This is a genomic window from Arthrobacter sp. TE26545 (genome assembly GCF_056279005.1).
Window position 1 is genome coordinate 2909072 of record NZ_JBWBQM010000001.1, and the last position, 16382, is coordinate 2925453.

17 protein-coding genes are annotated in these 16382 nt (G+C 66.6%); 10 read left to right on the forward strand and 7 right to left on the reverse strand.

Going from position 1 to position 16382, the window contains the following annotated elements; all coding sequences use genetic code 11:
- The 4 genes from ACZ9CK_RS13175 (at position 1) to ACZ9CK_RS13190 (ending at position 2661) form a co-directional block, all read left to right on the forward strand.
- Entirely contained in the window at positions 1-294 is a 294-nt protein-coding gene (locus ACZ9CK_RS13175; protein ID WP_476050156.1) for a hypothetical protein, read from the forward strand.
- Positions 295-390: 96 nt separating this feature from the next.
- Complete coding sequence (locus tag ACZ9CK_RS13180; RefSeq protein ID WP_476050157.1) at positions 391-648, forward strand: PspC domain-containing protein; 258 nt, start codon at positions 391-393, stop codon at positions 646-648.
- A gap of 146 nt (positions 649-794) precedes the next feature.
- Positions 795-1820 carry a 6-phosphofructokinase gene (locus ACZ9CK_RS13185; RefSeq protein ID WP_426299147.1) on the forward strand — a complete coding sequence of 342 codons (1026 nt, stop codon included), beginning with the start codon at positions 795-797 and terminating at the stop codon, positions 1818-1820.
- A 109-nt stretch (positions 1821-1929) separates the two neighbouring features.
- A complete protein-coding gene (locus tag ACZ9CK_RS13190; RefSeq protein ID WP_476050158.1) occupies positions 1930-2661 on the forward strand; it encodes a GNAT family N-acetyltransferase in 732 nt (243 codons plus the stop codon).
- On the opposite strand, the gene ACZ9CK_RS13195 is transcribed toward ACZ9CK_RS13190, so the two are convergent.
- From ACZ9CK_RS13195 to ACZ9CK_RS13225, 7 genes are all read right to left on the reverse strand, one after another.
- Complete coding sequence (locus ACZ9CK_RS13195; protein ID WP_426299151.1) at positions 2639-4156, reverse strand: DHA2 family efflux MFS transporter permease subunit; 1518 nt, start codon at positions 4154-4156, stop codon at positions 2639-2641. The genes ACZ9CK_RS13190 and ACZ9CK_RS13195 overlap by 23 nt on opposite strands.
- 8 nt (positions 4157-4164) lie before the next feature.
- Positions 4165-4749, reverse strand: a complete 585-nt coding sequence (locus tag ACZ9CK_RS13200; protein WP_476050159.1) for a PadR family transcriptional regulator — start codon at positions 4747-4749, stop codon at positions 4165-4167.
- 110 nt (positions 4750-4859) lie between these two features.
- Positions 4860-5261 (reverse strand): ankyrin repeat domain-containing protein, encoded by a 402-nt coding sequence (locus ACZ9CK_RS13205; RefSeq protein ID WP_426299155.1) that lies wholly within the window; start codon positions 5259-5261, stop codon positions 4860-4862.
- Entirely contained in the window at positions 5258-6343 is a 1086-nt protein-coding gene (gene ygfZ / locus ACZ9CK_RS13210; protein ID WP_476050160.1) for a CAF17-like 4Fe-4S cluster assembly/insertion protein YgfZ, read from the reverse strand. Before ygfZ ends, ACZ9CK_RS13205 begins: the two co-directional genes overlap by 4 nt.
- 22 nt (positions 6344-6365) lie before the next feature.
- A complete protein-coding gene (locus ACZ9CK_RS13215) occupies positions 6366-7088 on the reverse strand; it encodes a flavodoxin family protein (protein ID WP_476050161.1) in 723 nt (240 codons plus the stop codon).
- Between the two features lie 119 nt (positions 7089-7207).
- A complete protein-coding gene (locus ACZ9CK_RS13220) occupies positions 7208-7807 on the reverse strand; it encodes a nitrobindin family protein (RefSeq protein ID WP_426299162.1) in 600 nt (199 codons plus the stop codon).
- A 165-nt stretch (positions 7808-7972) separates the two neighbouring features.
- A complete protein-coding gene (locus ACZ9CK_RS13225; RefSeq protein WP_426299164.1) occupies positions 7973-8707 on the reverse strand; it encodes a permease in 735 nt (244 codons plus the stop codon).
- A gap of 290 nt (positions 8708-8997) precedes the next feature.
- On the opposite strand from ACZ9CK_RS13225, the gene ACZ9CK_RS13230 reads away from it, so the two are divergent.
- The 6 genes from ACZ9CK_RS13230 (at position 8998) to ACZ9CK_RS13255 (ending at position 16374) form a co-directional block, all read left to right on the forward strand.
- Positions 8998-9696, forward strand: a complete 699-nt coding sequence (locus tag ACZ9CK_RS13230) for a winged helix-turn-helix transcriptional regulator (protein WP_070350330.1) — start codon at positions 8998-9000, stop codon at positions 9694-9696.
- 254 nt (positions 9697-9950) lie between these two features.
- Positions 9951-10922 (forward strand): mycothiol synthase, encoded by a 972-nt coding sequence (gene mshD / locus ACZ9CK_RS13235; RefSeq protein ID WP_426299166.1) that lies wholly within the window; start codon positions 9951-9953, stop codon positions 10920-10922.
- Between the two features lie 104 nt (positions 10923-11026).
- The gene (locus ACZ9CK_RS13240) at positions 11027-13276 is read left to right on the forward strand and encodes an RNA degradosome polyphosphate kinase (protein ID WP_426299168.1); all 2250 of its coding nucleotides are present in this window, start codon (positions 11027-11029) and stop codon (positions 13274-13276) included.
- Positions 13277-13285: 9 nt separating this feature from the next.
- On the forward strand, positions 13286-14269 hold the full coding sequence (locus tag ACZ9CK_RS13245) for an NUDIX hydrolase (protein WP_476050162.1): 984 nt from the start codon (positions 13286-13288) through the stop codon (positions 14267-14269).
- 81 nt (positions 14270-14350) lie between these two features.
- Positions 14351-15985: a hypothetical protein gene (locus ACZ9CK_RS13250; protein ID WP_476050163.1), complete on the forward strand. Its 1635-nt coding sequence runs from the start codon at positions 14351-14353 to the stop codon at positions 15983-15985.
- Positions 15982-16374 (forward strand): GntR family transcriptional regulator, encoded by a 393-nt coding sequence (locus tag ACZ9CK_RS13255; RefSeq protein ID WP_426299174.1) that lies wholly within the window; start codon positions 15982-15984, stop codon positions 16372-16374. Before ACZ9CK_RS13250 ends, ACZ9CK_RS13255 begins: the two co-directional genes overlap by 4 nt.
- The last annotated feature ends 8 nt before the right edge of the window (positions 16375-16382 follow it).

Sequence of the window (16382 nt, forward strand, 5' to 3'; positions counted from 1 at the left end):
ATGAGCACGCAGGAACAGGGACCGCTCTACGGAGCCAACGGGGACGGCACCGGACAGGCACAAGGGCCACGGGTCGGCACGGTGGTGTGGGGCCTGGTCATCGTGGCCCTCGCGGCGCTGATGATCATCTCAAAGCTGGGCCTGGTGGCCCTCAACGGGAACTACGTCCTGATCGGGCTCATGATCGGAGCCGGTGCGGCGCTGATCATTGGCGGCCTCCTCTCGGCACGTTCGCGCAGCTCCAGGGCGAAGGAAGCGGAAGGAAACGCCGGGAACGGAACCATCCACGGGTGACCACCACCTGAAAAAGGACCCAACCGCCCCAGCGGGCGCCGGCTCCGGCGTCCGCTGGGGCGTGACAAAACATCTCCGACAAGGGAGGCTCGAACCATGACCAAATTCTTCAGCATCATCCGAAGCATCGGCCTGAAGCGCGGTCCGCAGCGCTGGCTCGGCGGCGTCTGTGGCGGCATCGCCGCGAAACTGAACGTCGATGTCGCGTACGTCCGGGTGGCGTTCCTGCTTTTCTGCCTGCTGCCCGGTCCCGCAATTGTTGTCTACATCCTCGCCTGGCTGCTGCTCCCCGCGCAGGACGGAAGCATTGCACTGGAATCCTTCCTCGAACAACGCGGCCGCAACCGCTCCTGATCCGGCGAATATTGCGGGATTGTTTCCGGGTGCTCATCCCGGCCTGCGGGCCCGGTTTGTGTCCTGCCCCACATTGCCGCCTACAATCTAGGGGAGCTCAGCGTGGCGCTCTGCACGTGTACCTCCTAGCCAGGATTTGAGCGCTCATGAAAATTGGAATCCTCACCAGCGGCGGCGACTGCCCCGGACTCAATGCAGTCATCCGCGGTGCAGTCCTGAAGGGCATCGCCATCCACGGCCAAGAGTTCGTCGGTTTCCGCGACGGCTGGCGTGGCGTGGTCGAGGGCGACATCATCGATATCCCCCGCACCATGGTCCGCGGTATCGCCAAGCAGGGCGGCACCATCCTGGGCACCTCCCGCACCAACCCCTTCGAGAACGGCGGCGGGCCCGAGGTCATCAAGGGCCACATGGACCGGCTCGGCATCGACGCGATGATCGCGATCGGCGGCGAAGGAACCCTGGCCGCGGCCAAGCGGCTCACCGACGCCGGGCTGAAGATCGTGGGCGTGCCCAAGACGGTGGACAACGACCTCGACGCCACCGACTACACCTTCGGCTTCGACACCGCCGTGCAGATCGCCACCGAGGCGATCGACCGGCTGCGGACCACTGGCGAATCCCACCACCGCTGCATGATCGCCGAAGTCATGGGCCGGCACGTCGGCTGGATTGCCCTGCACGCCGGCATGGCCTCCGGTGCCCACGCCATCCTGATCCCCGAGCAGAAGATCTCGATCGACCAGATCACCGAATGGGTCAAGGAAGCCCACGACCGTGGCCGCGCCCCGCTCGTGGTGGTCGCCGAAGGCTTCGTGCCCGACCACATGGAAGCCCCGCACTCCGAGCGCGGCCTGGACACCTTCGGCCGCCCGCGCCTTGGCGGCATCGCGGACCAGCTCGCCCCGGAGATCGAGGCCCGCACCGGCATCGAGACCCGCGCCACGATCCTGGGCCACATCCAGCGCGGCGGCGTCCCGTCCGCCTTCGACCGGGTACTCGCCACCCGCCTGGGCATGGCCGCCATCGATTCCGTGGTGGAAGGCCGCTGGGGCACCATGGTCTCCCTCAACGGCACCGACATCGTGCACGTCGGCTTCGAAGCGGCCCTCGGCAGGCTCAAGACCGTCCCGCAGCACCGCTACGACGAAGCCGCCGTGCTGTTCGGCTAAAGTCCGTGCCGTTCGGCTACGAGGCGAACACCAGAGCGGGGCCCGTGTCTTCCGGCACGGGCCCGCTCTGCGTCTCCGGAGCTGTTCCCTCTCTGCCTACACTCGATGCATGGGATTTGCTGAGGGATCTGCCGATATCGTCCTGCTGGCCTGGGCACGTCATCTTGGATTCGACGACGCCGCGTTCGCCCACGTGCGCTTCTCCCCGGCGGCCACTGCCAGTGAACGGCTGGTCCGGGAGGAGGACGGCTCGGATTCCATCACCTTCGTCCGGCTTTTCGGGCACTCGGCCCTCGTGGGTCCCCCCTGGGCTGCCGCGGCGGCCGGCGAATACAGCGACGAAGAACTCAGCGAGCACGCCACGCTGCTGCGCATGAGCCGCGAACACGGCGGCCACGGCCTGGGCACCTCGGCCCTGCTGTTCGCCGATGACCTGCCCCTCGCCCAACCCCGCGGCGAACTGACCGTCTCCCACGGGCACCCGGAGGCCATCGAGCTGGAAGGCATGTGCCCGCCCGATGACGTCAACGAAGCCCGCCTGGGCTCCATGAGCCATTGCTACACCGTGATGGACGGCCCCGGAAATGACGGCAGCCCCGTGGCCTGCGGTGCCTACGCCGAGTGGAAGGGCATCCTGGCAGACATGGGCGTCCTGGTCCGGCCGGACCTCCGCCGCCAGGGCCTGGGCACGCTGGCCGCCTCGATCGCATCACACGAAGCACTCGCCTCCGGCCTGACCCTGCAGTGCCGCGCCGCGCTGGACAACCGCGGCGCACTTGCCCTGGCCAGGAGCCTGGGATTCGCCGACGGCGGTACGGTCACTTCCGTGCTGCTGCGTTGACCCCCTCGTCCGACGGCGCCTTGGCTCCCCAGCCCTGGACAGCTTTCGGTTTGCCGAATAGCAAAGCCGCCATGGCGCCCACCAGGATCGCAAAGGCGGGCAACAGCACCGACTGGGACATCGCCGTCGAGAATCCCGCGTGCAGGAACTCCGGCAGCTGCCCGCCAACCGGCCCCTCCCCGCCCGGGGCGCCGCCGGGAGCGGCCGGCAGCTCGGCGGCGAGCCGGGCCTGGATCAGCGAGGCGATCGCGGCCGAGCCGAGCACCGCCCCGATCTGCCGGGTGGTGTTGAAGACGCCGGATCCGGCACCGGCCTGGCGCGGCGGAAGGTTGCGGGTTGTCGCGTTGGAAACGGGGCCCCAGATGAAGCCGTTGGCCACACCCTGCAGAGCACTGGGAAGCAAGAACATCCAGATGGGGGTGTCGGGCTTGAGCAGGGCGCCGGTCCAGAAAAGCGCCGTGGACAGGCATATGAGGCCGAACGCGGCGAACCAGCGGGGGTTGAACCGGTCGATCAGCTTGCCCACGAAGGGTGCCAAAGCACCGGAGAGCACCGCCATGGGGATCATCAGCAGCGCCGACTGGGTGGGAGTCAGGCCACGGACCACCTGATAGTAGAAGATGGTAGGCAGCGGAAACGCAGTGATGGTGAAGCCCACGGCCATGATGGTCGTATTGCCCACGGAGAAGTTGCGCTCCTTGAACAGCCCCAGCGGCAGCAACGGCTCCCCGCCGCGGCGCTCCAGGATCCACTGCCACACCACGAAGAGCGCCAGGACCACGATGCCGGCGATGATCAGTCCCCAGACCGTGACGGGCCCGACGACGGTTCCCCAGTGGTAGCTCTGGCCCTCCTGGATGCCGAACACCAGCAGGAACATCCCGACGGCAGAAAGCAGCACGCCCGGGATGTCGAACCGGTGGCTGTGGGTGCCCAGCGCGGGCACGAAGCGGGTGACCGCCAGGAAACCGATCAGCCCGATGGGCACGTTGACGAAGAAGATCCATTCCCAGCCCAGGCCGTCCACCAGCACGCCGCCCAGGATCGGTCCGACCAGGATCGCCATGCCTGCGGTGGCTCCCCAGAGGCCCATGGCCGCGCCGCGGCGGTCCGGCGGGAAGATCCGGGTGATGACGGCCATGGTCTGCGGGGTCATCATGGCCGCGCCGAAGCCTTGGACGGCGCGCGCGGCGATCAGCGTGCCGACGTCGCCCGAAAGCCCGCACCAGAGGGAGGCGAGCGTGAAGACCACCAGCCCCGAAAGGTAGAGGTTCTTGGGACCAAAACGGTCCCCGAGCCGCCCGGTGATGAGCAGCGGCACGGCGTAGGCCAGGAGGTAGGCGCTCGTCACCCAGATGACGGCGTTGATGTCAGCGTTGAGTCCTTCCATGATCCGCGGGTTCGCCACGGAAACGATGGTTGAGTCGATCAGGATCATGAAGAAACCGATGACGAGGGACCACAGGGCGGGCCAGGGTTTGGCTACTTGTTCCACGGGTTTCCTTAGTCTTTTGTGGTTGCGGGGGTTTGCCAAGGCAGTCCGCCGCTGCGGAGCTCCGCCTGGAAGCTGCGGATCCAGTCAATCTCGCACCGCAGCATGGCTTGCTGGTATTCGACGTCCACCCAGTACCTGCGCTCGACCCCTTTGGCGATAGCCGCTTCGCGGCCTTCCGCCAGGAACGCGAGTTGTTCGTCGAGGGCGGCGAGCCGGATATCCAGGAGTTCGAGGACGACGTCGGAAGGCAGGTTGTGTGCCTCCGCGATCGCATGCGGGAAGACCGGGTACTCGTTGACGGCCTCGGAGAGCATTCCCGCCAGCCGCTGCGAGAGGGCGGCCCTTCCGTCATCGGTGATCCGGTAGGTGGTGCGTTCGGGGCGGCGGCCGTCACGGTCCGTTCCCGTGGCCTCAAGCAGGCCGTCCGACTCCAAGCGGGCCACCGCGTGGTAGAGAGTGCCTGGCCGGACCTTCACCAAGCGGTCCTCATGGCGAGCCATCAGGAGCTGGTACATCTCATAGGGGTGCATGGGTGCTTCCGCCAGGAGCGCCAGGGCGGCGACCCCCAGCGGGGACAGCTGAGAGCGTGCCATTCGTGCTCCTCACTGAAGTTGCTTATTCCACAACGACTATTCCACGTGGAATATTTGGGCGCAACTATCCGCAACTGTGCGTCCTGACACACCGGCCCTGGTGGGAAGCGTCAGCCGAGGAGCTGCAGGATCTCCGCGCGCGCGAACATCCGGGCTGCTTCCCGCGCAGTCGGGCTGCCGGCGTCGGGATCCGCCCCGGCGTCGATCAGCACCCGGGCGACATCCGTGTATCCCTTGAACACCGCGCCGGCGAGCGGCGTCTGGCCGCGGCTGTTGGGGGCGGAGGCATCCGCCCCGTGGTGCAGCAGGAGCTGGACGGTCTCCGGATGGCCGTGGTACGCGGCAAGCATCAGCAGCGAATCCCCGGCGGAATTGCAGAGACCGGCCGGGGCTCCGGCGTCGAGGTAGCTGCGGAGCACGGGGTCGTCGCCCTCGCGGACGGCGTCGAACATGGCCTCTGCCAGGGCGGCGTCTTCGTCCTCGATGCCTTGGGTTTCGGGAGTTTCGCTCATCGGTGTGGTCCCTTCAGGAATCCGCTCTGGCGCCCCACTACCTGGCCGGCATCGGGCGCGACAATCACTTCCTGGGCGGCGGCGTAACTTTCGTCGCCGTCCTGAACGGCAAGCACCTCGGCCGGATCCACGGACCGCTTGATGAGGGCCAGCCCCACGGCGCCCATCTCATAATGCTGGGCCACAGACGTCAGGGTACCCACTTTCCGGCCCGCTGCAAGCACGTCGCTTCCGGCCACCGGCAGGGTGTGCAGGGAACCGTCGAGTTGCAGGAAGACGAGCCGCCGCGGCGGGTGGCCCAGGTTGTGCACCCGGGCGATGGTTTCCTGCCCCTTGTAGCAGCCCTTGGACAGATGCACCGAGGTCCGCAGCAGGTCCAGTTCGTGCGGAATGACCCGTTCGTCGGTCTCTGCGCCAAGCCGGGGCCGCCAGGCCGCGATCCGCAAGGCCTCCGAGGCCAGGGTGCCCGCCAAGGCCAGGCCCTCCACCGCGTCTTCGAGCTCGGCGGCCGGGATCAGGTATTCGAACCAAGGACGTTCCAGCCCCGGATGCAAGTCCTCGGCAACCACGCTGTAGGAGTATCCGCCCGCACCCACCTGCGGCCAGGGATCCTCCCAGATGATCCGGTCCGCCCAGGCCTCCACCCGTTTGGTGGAACCCACCGTGGCCCACTCCCCTGAAACGTCCGCGACCTCGACGCGCAGCATGAACTTCATCCTGGTCAGCCACTCCGCCAACGGGGCGGCCTCTGCGGCTTCGACCAGCAGCCAGGCGGTTTCGCCGTCGTCCACGATCCTGGCATCGAACTCGATCCGGCCCTGCACCGTCAGCAGCAGCAGTTCGCTTGAAACACGCGGCGGCAGGTTGGTCACCTGCTGGGAGGACAGCGTGTTCAGCCAACTGAGCCGGTCCGGTCCGGTAACGGTGACGACGCCGCGGTGCGAAAGGTCGACGACGGCGGTTCCGGCGGCCAGGGCGCGCTGCTCGCGCAGTGGCTCGCCATAGTGGGCGGCGACGCCGGCATCGGCGCCCCCGCCTTCGACGGCGCCAGGGCGCGACAACAGGGGGCTTTTATAAGTCATATCCAGTAGAAGTCCTTTGGGCCTAGCGGTATTCCGGGTTTTCGAAGTCGAAGCGGGTTCCGGCCTTCCATTCGGCCGGGAGGTTGCCGTAGGCGGGAATGCCGCCGGCGTCCTTGAGCAGGCGCGCCAGGTGGAGGAGGTTCCAGGTCATGAACGTGGTGTTCCGGTTGGTGAAGTCGCTTTCCGGGCCGCCGGAACCTTCGTCCAGGTAACTCGGGCCGGGACCCACCGCGCCGATCCAGCCGGCATCGGCCTGCGGCGGAATGGTGAATCCGACGTGCTGGAGGCTGTACAGCACGTTCATGGCACAGTGCTTGATGCCGTCCTCGTTGCCAGTGATCAGGCAGCCGCCGACCTTGGGATAGTACGCCCATTGGCCCTTGCTGTTGAGCTGCCCGGAATGCGCGTAAAGGCGTTCAATGATCTTCTTGGTCTGGGAGGAGTTGTCCCCCAGCCAGATGGGCCCCGCGAGCACCACGATGTCCGCTTCCTGGACGGCAGGGTAGAGCTCCGGCCATTCATCGCCGGCCCAGCCGTGTTCGCGCATGTCCGGATAGACCCCGGGGGCGATGTTGTGGTCGACCGTGCGTATAACGCGGGTGCTGACGCCTTGCTTTTCCATGATGCGGCGGCTGACCTCGATCAGGCCTCCGGTATGGCTGAGCTGCGGCGACGGCTTCAGCGTCCCGTTGAAGAAGACGGCCTTGAGGCCGGCGTAGCCGCCCGGTTTCACCTGTTCTTCCATCGGATCACTCCCTTGGCCGCGTGAGCTGGACCTGAGCCAGCTTGCACATGGAACCATGGTGCCCGGGGACGGCAGATCAGGGAACGCTGTTCAGGAGACCTTCCCCAGGAAACCCTTATTCAGGAAACCTTGTTCAGGAACGCCGAAGCGTGGGCTTCGAGGGACTTGCCGGCAGCGGCGACGTCCCAACGCCAGAGCAAGTTGCCGTCCACCAGGCCGAAGATCCGGGTGGCCGCCGTGTATTCCTTCGAATGGCTGCCGCGCATCACCATGTCGGTGCTGAGCTGGATCTGGGGCCCCTTGATCTGGCCGTAGTAGAGCTCGGAAATGCCACCCGGATGTGTGATGGTCACCGTCAGGTCGAAGCCGCCGTCGGCATTGCGGCGGGCTTCGACGTCGTCGGCGTTCTTCAGCACGGGAACCATGTCCGCGGGAATCAGCCCGGGCCCGCCGTCGGCCTCGACCAGTTCGCGCTCAAGCGCCCAGAACCCGGTTTCCACGGTCAACGGCCGCAGCTTGGTGCCTTGCTCGTCGCTGAGCCAGCTTTCGGCGCGGTACTGCAGGTATGGCAGGCCGTTGTGCGTAAAGGAGACGTGCTGGATGAAATGTTCGGAATCCTCTTCACCGCTTCCCAGGCGTCCGCGGCCTTCCCACTCACCGATGAGCCAGGACAGGGGGACGAGTTCGGGTGTCAGATCCGTGGGAATTTCAATGGGCACAGCAGTTCTACCTCAGCGCGACAGGGAAACGACTATTACTTCTGGCCCTTGAAAAGGCGGTAAACGACGAAGCTGGCGAACCAGGCCATGGAGATGCTGGCCAGGCCGAGCAGGACAAGGAAGAAGATTTCAAAGGCAAGAACAGACATGATGCCATCCTAACTGTTAGTAGATGAGTAGTTTGTCGATGAAGTAGCAAAGCGAACCCACGGCCCACACCGGTGCCACCCCCATGCCCAGGACGGCGGCCAAGTTGAGCCGGCCCGGCCGCAGGGTGACCATGCGCCGGAAGCTCAGGAGCACCGAACCCATCACCACGCCCACCACTGCCGCAGCCGCGACGGAAATGTTGGAGAACACCAGCCCGGCAAGCGGGGCAACCAGCCCGGCGGCGGCGATGCCCAGCGGGGCCACGATCCGGTCCGGCCAGCGCAGCAGCCCGGTCAGCAGCGCCACGGCCGCGCTGAGGCCGGCCACCAGCACCATCTCCTGTACGCCGTTGAAGCGCACGCTGGCGATCCAGCCGGCCCCGAGGCAGCTGAGCAGGACACCGGCGCAACTGCCCAGGGTCGATTCAAGGCGCTGGGCCTGGCCGGTGCCGCGGACCAGCTGGACGATGAAGACAGCGATGACGCCGGTGGCGATGAACGCGGGGACGTAGTCGAGGAAGCCGGGCGCCGGCGCGTACGCGGCGGCGAGGGCGGAGCCCATCCCGCTGAGGGCGATGACAGCGGCGAGGGTCTTCTTCGCAGGAACGGCCAGGAAGTGCGGCCAGCCGATGCCGACGACGGCCGCTGCCACGATCCCGACGCCCACCATCACCCCGGCGGGGGCATACGATCCGGCGACGATGACCGCGAGTGTGACGAGGCCGACCACCCCGATGTTCCAAGACTTCACTGCGTTCCTGACTTCATTGCGGCCTGCGTTCAGCGGCGGACCCGGCGTTGAACATCCTTCGCCCATCCTGCCCTATGCGGCCGAAATATGTCGCCGAAGTTGCTGCAGACTGCCCTAATCCATGTCCTCGATTCGCCCGGCGGGTATACTCAAATGTCAAACAGCGATCGCATTGCCGGGTCCTTACCCGAGGTCCCTTTCGGGGGTAGCCGGCTTCACGACGCAGTCAGACGCCGGTGGAAGCCCGGTCCAGACGCCCGATGATGCGCGGCCCGCCCCTTGGAGGAACTATGTCGCACATCCTGCTCCTGACGAACAGCCCCGGCTCGTCCGTGGACATCCTGCCGGCCCTGGAGCTGCTGAACCACCGCGTGCACATCCTGCCGGCAGAACCCACTGCGCTGCTCGACACCGACCCCACCGACGTCGTCTTCCTCGACGCCCGCAAGGACCTCGTGGGCGCCCGCTCGCTGACCCAGCTCCTGAAAGCCACGGGACTCAGCGCACCACTGATGCTCATCCTCACCGAGGGCGGCATGGCCGCCGTGTCCTCGGCCTGGTCCGTGGACGACATCGTGCTCGACTCCGCCGGTCCCGCGGAAGTCGAGGCCCGCATCCGCCTGGCCATGGCCCGCGCTGTGCCCGAAGAAGAGGAAACGCAGAGCGAGATCCGCGCCGCCGGCGTCGTCATCGACGAGGCCAGCTACACCGCACGGGTCAGCGGACAGCCGCTGAACCTGACCTTCAAGGAATTCGAACTCCTCAAATACCTGGCACAGCACCCGGGCCGGGTCTTCACCCGGCAGCAGCTGCTGACCGAAGTCTGGGGCTATGACTACTACGGCGGCACCCGCACCGTGGACGTCCACATCCGCCGGCTGCGGGCCAAGCTGGGTGCCGACCATGAAAACCTCATCAGCACGGTGCGCAACGTCGGCTACCGCCTGACGCTCGTCAGGCTGCCGGACGACGAGCTTTCGGACGCCTGAGAGCTTTCGGACGCCTGAGCCCGACCACTGGGGCACATTGCAAAACAGGGAAGGCCCGGACTGAGTCCGGGCCTTCCCTGTTTTTCGTGGTGGAGGACATACGGGTCGAACGTATCGAGGCCGCCCCACTGGCGGATCCCCCTCGCAGTCCGCTCCGAAGAGCCGGACGAAACATAGACCTTACAGGGCCGCGGCAGTTCCGGCAAAACGGATACCGCGGGTGCAATCCGCCGCAGGGCGTATAGCCTTGCTGCATGAGTCTTGCGCATCCGGAAAAATGGCCGGTCCTCGCCGTCGATGGCGCCGCGGACCCGGAACTGCTCAGGGACATCAAATCCCTGGCTGCAGCCGCGGAAGAGGCGGACGGCAACCCGCCGTTGTCCGAACAAACACTGGTGCTGCTGCGTGGCGCAGGCTCCTCGGAGCATCCGCTCAGCACCTTGGCTCTTTACGCCCCGGACGAGGACAGCGACCCGTCCAGCGGCGAGGATCTGGCGGGGGTCGCCGTCGTCGTCGGGGAAAAGGACGGCACCGGGGTCCTCGAAATGGCAGTGCACCCCAGCTACCGCAGCCAGGGCGTCGCCGGACGGCTGCTCGGCTACCTGCAGGACACCCGCGGCCTGAACGGGCTGAACGCGTGGTCCCACGGTGACCACGCCGCCGCTGCGCGGCTGGCCGCCCGCTTTTCGTATGGTCCCGTCCGGGAACTGTGGCGGATGCGCCTCATGGCCTCGACCTCTGAAATGCCCGACGCCGGCCTCCCGGACGGCGTAACACTGCGCGCCTTCGTGCCGGGCCAGGATGAGCCGGCGTGGCTTGCGGCTAACAAAGCGGCGTTCGCACACCACCCGGAGCAGGGGTCCATGACGCTGGCCGACCTTGAGGCGCGCATGGCCGAGGACTGGTTCGATCCGGCAGGCTTCCTGCTTGCAGAAAACAGCGCAGGCGAACTGCTCGGCTTCCACTGGACCAAGGTGCACCCGGGGCACGGCGGGCACCCGCCCATCGGCGAGGTGTACGTGGTTGGCGTGACTCCCGCGGCGCAGGGCATGGGACTCGGCAAATCGCTGACGGTGGCCGGGATCCGGCACCTGGAACAGCACGAGCTGCATGCGGTGATGCTCTACGTGGATGCAGACAACACGGCCGCCGTCACGCTATACCAGAAACTGGGATTCGTCCGCTGGGATGCGGACGTCATGTACGGGCCGTTAACAGAGAATTAACGTGCCGCCGGGTGGCGGCTTCATGCACCGGTCACGCGGAATTCCGCATCGCGGCGATACTTGTAGGGTTGAAGGAAACCCGCTGAAGAATGAAGGAGAATCCGATGAACCCGGAACCGGCAGGAACGGCCAAGACCGAGGTCAAAGGTTCCACTTTGCCTTCCCGCTTCGGCTCCTCCGAGGTACCCGCGTCCAGGGCCACCCAGGACCGCATCGACATCCCCGAATTCGCCCCGTCGCTGGAACCGGAAGGCGATATCTCCCCGGACCGCTTCCTGGACCGGGAACTGAGCTGGCTTGCCTTCAACGCCCGTGTCCTGGAACTGGCCGAAGACCCTGACCTCTTCCTTCTGGAGCGTGTCAGCTTCCTTTCGATCTTCGCCTCCAACCTGGATGAGTTCTTCATGGTCCGGGTGGCCGGCCTCAAGCGCCGCATCGCCACCGGACTTGCCGTGCCCTCCCCCGCCGGGCTGAGCCCCATCGAGGTCCTGGAGCAGATCGGCGAGGCCGCACACAAGCTGCAGGAACGCCATGCACGGGTCTTCGCCGAGCAGATCCGCCCGGCCCTGGCCTACGAGCACATCCACCTAATGCACTGGAACGAGCTCGACGACGAGGCCCAGCACCGGCTGAGCACCATGTTCAGCGAGAAGGTCTTCCCGATCCTCACCCCGCTTGCCGTGGACCCGGCCCATCCCTTCCCCTACATTTCCGGCCTGTCCTTGAATCTCGCGGTGATCGTCCGCAACCCCGTGAGCGACAAGGAACTGTTCGCCCGCGTCAAAGTGCCGGACCAGCTCCCCCGGCTCGTTTCGATCGACGGCCCGCGCGCCGGCGCCGTCCCGGGCCGTGTGGCCCGTTTCATCGCCCTCGAAGAAGTCATCGCTGTCCATCTGGACAAGCTCTTCCCGGGCATGGAAGTCATGGAGCACCACAGCTTCCGCGTCACCCGCAACGAGGACGTCGAGGTCGAAGAGGACGACGCCGAGAACCTCCTGCAGGCCCTCGAGAAGGAACTGCTGCGCCGGCGCTTTGGTCCGCCCGTGCGCTTGGAAGTCACCACGGACATCAACCCGAACATCCGGGCCCTGCTGATCCGCGAACTCGGCATCGAAGAGTCCGAGGTGTACTCGGTTCCGGCCCCGCTGGACCTGCGCGGCCTGTCCGTGATCGCAGGAATCGACCGCGCGGACCTGCACTACCCTAAGCACGTGCCGCATACCTCCCGGTACCTGAACGAATCGGAAACGTCCAAGGCCGCCAACGTCTTCGCGGCCATGCGCCGCAGGGACATCCTGCTGCACCACCCTTACGACTCCTTCTCGACTTCGGTCCAGGCGTTCCTGGAGCAGGCCGCCGCGGACCCCAAGGTCCAGGCCATCAAGCAGACCCTGTACCGGACCTCGGGCGACTCCCCGATCGTGGACGCGCTCATCGACGCCGCCGAAGCCGGCAAGCAAGTCCTCGCGCTCGTGGAAATCAAGGCTCGCTTCGATGAGCAGGCCAACATCTCCTGGGCCCGCAAGCTCGAACAGGCCGGTGTGCACGTGGTGTACGGGATCGTGGGCCTCAAGACGCACTGCAAGCTCTCCCTGGTGGTCCGCCAGGAAGTGGACGGGCTGCGCCGCTACTGCCACATCGGCACCGGCAACTACCACCCGCGCACGGCCCGCTACTACGAGGACCTTGGCCTGCTCACCTCCAACGAGCAGGTGGGCGAGGACTTGTCCAAGCTCTTCAACCAACTCTCCGGCTACGCACCGAAATCCACCTTCAAGCGGCTCCTGGTCGCTCCGCGGTCCGTCCGTTCCGGGCTGATCGACCGGATCGAAGCCGAGATCAGCAACGCCCGTGCCGGCTTGCCTGCCCGGGTCCAGATCAAGGTCAACTCCATGGTGGACGAGGCCATCATCGATTCCCTGTACCGGGCGTCGCAGGCTGGTGTGAAGGTGGACGTGCTGGTGCGCGGCATCTGTTCCCTCCGCCCGGGTGTCCCGGGCCTGAGCGAGAACATCACGGTCCGCTCCGTGCTCGGCCGCTTCCTGGAGCACTCGCGGGTCTTCGCCTTTGCCAACGGAAACGATCCTGTGGTTTACATCGGCTCGGCAGACATGATGCACCGCAACCTGGACCGCCGCGTCGAGGCCCTGGTCCAGCTGTCCAGCCGGGAAGACACCGCGGAGGTCATGGACCTGCTGCGGCGCTACCTCGACCCCGGAACGGCGAGCTGGCACCTGGACAATGAGGGCCACTGGACCCGTCACCACCTGGCCGAGGACGGAACGCCGCTACTGGACATCCAGTCCTGGCTCCTGGCCTCGCGGTCCCGCCAGCGGGCAGTAGCCCGGCGGTAGGCAGCAGCGGTGAAGAGCGATACACCGATCGCGGACCAGACCGACCATCCCGGCGAGGAAGTCGCGGTTACCGCGGCAGGGGCCATCCCGTGGCGCCTTAATAAGGGTGCCCTGGAAGTACTGCTGATCCATCGGCCCAAGTACGACGATTGGTCATGGCCCAAAGGCAAGATCGATCCCGGGGAAACCATCCCCGAATGCGCTGTCCGCGAGGTCTTCGAGGAGATCGGCGTCCGGGCAACCCTCGGGATCCCGCTGCCGCCGATCCATTACCACGTCACCGCCGGCCTGAAGGTGGTCCACTATTGGGCCGTGCACCTGAACTCCGCCCTGCTCAACGGGAACGGCATCAAGCCCGACGGCAAGGAAGTGGACGCGGTCATGTGGGCGGGTCCCGAGCGGGCAGCCCAGTACCTGAGCAATCCCAGCGACGTCGCACCGCTCAAGGAACTTGCGAAGGCCCATGCCAACGGCGAGCTGGAAACCTGGCCACTGATCCTGGTCCGGCATGCCAAGGCCAAGCCGCGGTCTTCGTGGACGAAGGCCGAAGGCAGCCGGCCGCTTGCGGCCACTGGCCAGCGGCAGGCCCTCGCTGTGCAGCGGCTGCTGGAGGCGTGGAAGCCGCTGCGGATCGTCAGCAGTCCGTGGACCCGGTGCATTGCCACCATCGCCCCTTATGCCAAGGCCGCCGGCGCCAAGGTGAAACTGGTGGATGCCCTGACCGAGCACGCCCATGAGCGCAAGCCGAAGAAGACCGCTGACATTGTCTCCGCGTTGTTTGACAAGCAGCAGGCGGTTGCCGTCTGCACGCACAGGCCGGCGCTGCCGACCATCCTCAAGACGCTGGCCCGGCACATGGGCCCGGAACTCGGCGAACTCCTTCCAAAGGAAGATCCGTACCTGACACCGGGTGAAATGATCGTCTGCCAGGTGTCCCGGGCCAACGGCGGGCGGATCGTCGCCGTCGAACAGGTCAAGCCCTTCGACGACTGAATAGCTGCCCTGGCCCGTTGACGAAGCCACTCTTTGTATCAAACACTTAGTACATTGATACAAAGTTTGGGGGTTGTCATCATGGAGTTCTATCTGCCGCCGGCGGTGTTCCTGGGTCCTGCCGCCGGAGCGGCCGTCGTCTACCTGTTCCTGCGCTTCGTGGTGTGGGCGCCACAGACGGGCAGCAGCGCGGCCACGGTGTCCAAGCACGCATTCTGGGTGGGGATCATCGGCTGGATGGCAAGTTCCCTCCAGGGCGCCATGAATGCCGGGATCATCAAGGCCAACAGCGCCCCGGGCAACTATCCGTCCCGTCCCGAGGATCTTGTGACGGCGTTGGGCTGGCCGGTGGCTGCCACCCTCGCCGTACATGCCATCGGCCAGTTGAGCTACCCTGCACCGAAGCAGTCACGCAGGCATGCGGAGCTGTCGATCCGGAGGATCCGCGACTTCCTGCCCCGCGGATTGGCATGGACAACGGCCGCCATCTTCGCCGGTGCCGCCGCGGCGATCATCTGGATCTCCGCACTCCCGGGCTTCGACCCGGTGCAGCCGGTCACCGCGTCGGACGGAAGCTACAGCCGCTCGGGCCAGGACGGCAGGATTCCGGGGGCGGAACTGGCAGCCTGGCTCGGCGGCGGGCTGATCCTGCTGGCGGCCGGCACGTTGCTGGTCCTGTGGCTGATCGCCCGGCGGCGCCGGCTTGAAACGCTCGACGCCGGAGACAACCGGGCGCTGCGCACGCTCGCCATGAACCGGCTGCTTCGGACGGTGGCAACCATCGCCTCCGGACTGGCGGCCATCGCGGGAAACTTTGCCGCGCGTCCTGCTCCCGGCGAACAATACAATTCCTGGTTCAACGCCTTGGGACTGTTCAACCTCATCGTTCTGCTCGCGATGTGGTGGTGGCGTCCCGGGGAGCTGCCGTCCGTCGCCGCAATCGATAAACAGCGTGAAGCCCCGCTCAGCCGGGATACCCACGCACATCCCGCGGCGAGGTTGTCGGCTTCGATCGGTGCATGGCTCGGCGTTGTAGCGGCGCTCCCCCTGTTTGGCGGCCTGTTCCTCATCCCGGCCATGGCGGCGGCGGGCAGCTGGGGCTTTGCCGTATGGGCGGCGGTGATCGCTGCCTTGCTGCTGCTTGCCATCGCGGCCGGGGAACTACTCACCGGCGCGAACTACGGCAGCCGCGACGCCTCCGTCGACTGGCCCCAACAGCCGGTCTCCCGCGGCCTGCTGGGCACGGCCATCATCGGGGCCTTGCTGCTCTGCGTGGTCCTGGTCCTCACAGCCGTGGGCCAGGGCATGCTGTACGAGGTTCCCGCCTGGCCAGCCGTCGTCGGGCTCACCGCTGGAGTCTTTTCGGCCGGGGCCCTCGCGTGGTGGGCGGTCCGCCGCCGGCCGGCCATCCCGGCGCCCGGGAAGACCGCCGGCTTGGATGGTGCATTGCGGACCATCACCGCCTACCGGATCGTGCGCACGCTGGCCGCCTACTGCTTCGTGCAGACGGGGCTGCTGCTGATGACCTTGAGCCACGCACTGCTGCCGCTGTTCGAGGAACCCAGGAGTTTCGTGCCCCAGGACTCGCCGTTCTCAATTGCGGCGGGAGCCGTCGTCGCCACCCTGGGACTCGCCATCGCCGTGACCCCGGTCCGGTCCCTGTTGCGCGCACTGCCCCGGGCGGCGGGCCAGCACCTTGAAGGTGCTGCGCCGTGACCGGAATCTCACTTGAACTTCGTTCGGCGGTGCCGCCCTACGAACAGATCCGCTCGCAGATCAGCTCACTGATCGCCGTCGGCTCCCTGGCCCCGGGCAGCAAGCTGCCTACCGTCCGCAGCCTCGCCGCTGATCTCGGCATCGCTGCCGGCACCGTGGCGCGCGCCTACAAGGAACTCGAGGCTGCCGGACTGATTGAGTCCAGACGGCGGAACGGCACCGTCGTGCTCGGCCCAGCCCCTGCGGCGGGAGGCTTCGGTTCCCGCGGTCCGGGCGACACGCCGACGGCGGAGGTGCTGGCCGCCGTCGACCGCCTGGCCGCAGCGACACGCAAGGCAGGACTGGACGCAGAGGCCGTGATCGGGCTCCTGCGCGGGCGGCTAAAGTAAGCTGGATC

Excerpts from the sequence above, each read along its gene's own strand:
- ACZ9CK_RS13190 (WP_476050158.1), top strand. The coding sequence starts at position 1,930 with ATGGGATTTGCTGAGGGATCTGCCGATATCGTCCTGCTGGCCTGGGCA.
- ACZ9CK_RS13180 (WP_476050157.1), top strand. The coding sequence starts at position 391 with ATGACCAAATTCTTCAGCATCATCCGAAGCATCGGCCTGAAGCGCGGT.
- ACZ9CK_RS13205 (WP_426299155.1), bottom strand. The coding sequence starts at position 5,261 with ATGAGCGAAACTCCCGAAACCCAAGGCATCGAGGACGAAGACGCCGCC.
- ACZ9CK_RS13250 (WP_476050163.1), top strand. The coding sequence starts at position 14,351 with ATGGAGTTCTATCTGCCGCCGGCGGTGTTCCTGGGTCCTGCCGCCGGA.
- ACZ9CK_RS13240 (WP_426299168.1), top strand. The coding sequence starts at position 11,027 with ATGAACCCGGAACCGGCAGGAACGGCCAAGACCGAGGTCAAAGGTTCC.
- ygfZ (WP_476050160.1), bottom strand. The coding sequence starts at position 6,343 with ATGACTTATAAAAGCCCCCTGTTGTCGCGCCCTGGCGCCGTCGAAGGC.
- ACZ9CK_RS13230 (WP_070350330.1), top strand. The coding sequence starts at position 8,998 with ATGTCGCACATCCTGCTCCTGACGAACAGCCCCGGCTCGTCCGTGGAC.
- ACZ9CK_RS13175 (WP_476050156.1), top strand. The coding sequence starts at position 1 with ATGAGCACGCAGGAACAGGGACCGCTCTACGGAGCCAACGGGGACGGC.
- ACZ9CK_RS13185 (WP_426299147.1), top strand. The coding sequence starts at position 795 with ATGAAAATTGGAATCCTCACCAGCGGCGGCGACTGCCCCGGACTCAAT.
- ACZ9CK_RS13200 (WP_476050159.1), bottom strand. The coding sequence starts at position 4,749 with ATGGCACGCTCTCAGCTGTCCCCGCTGGGGGTCGCCGCCCTGGCGCTC.
- ACZ9CK_RS13215 (WP_476050161.1), bottom strand. The coding sequence starts at position 7,088 with ATGGAAGAACAGGTGAAACCGGGCGGCTACGCCGGCCTCAAGGCCGTC.
- mshD (WP_426299166.1), top strand. The coding sequence starts at position 9,951 with ATGAGTCTTGCGCATCCGGAAAAATGGCCGGTCCTCGCCGTCGATGGC.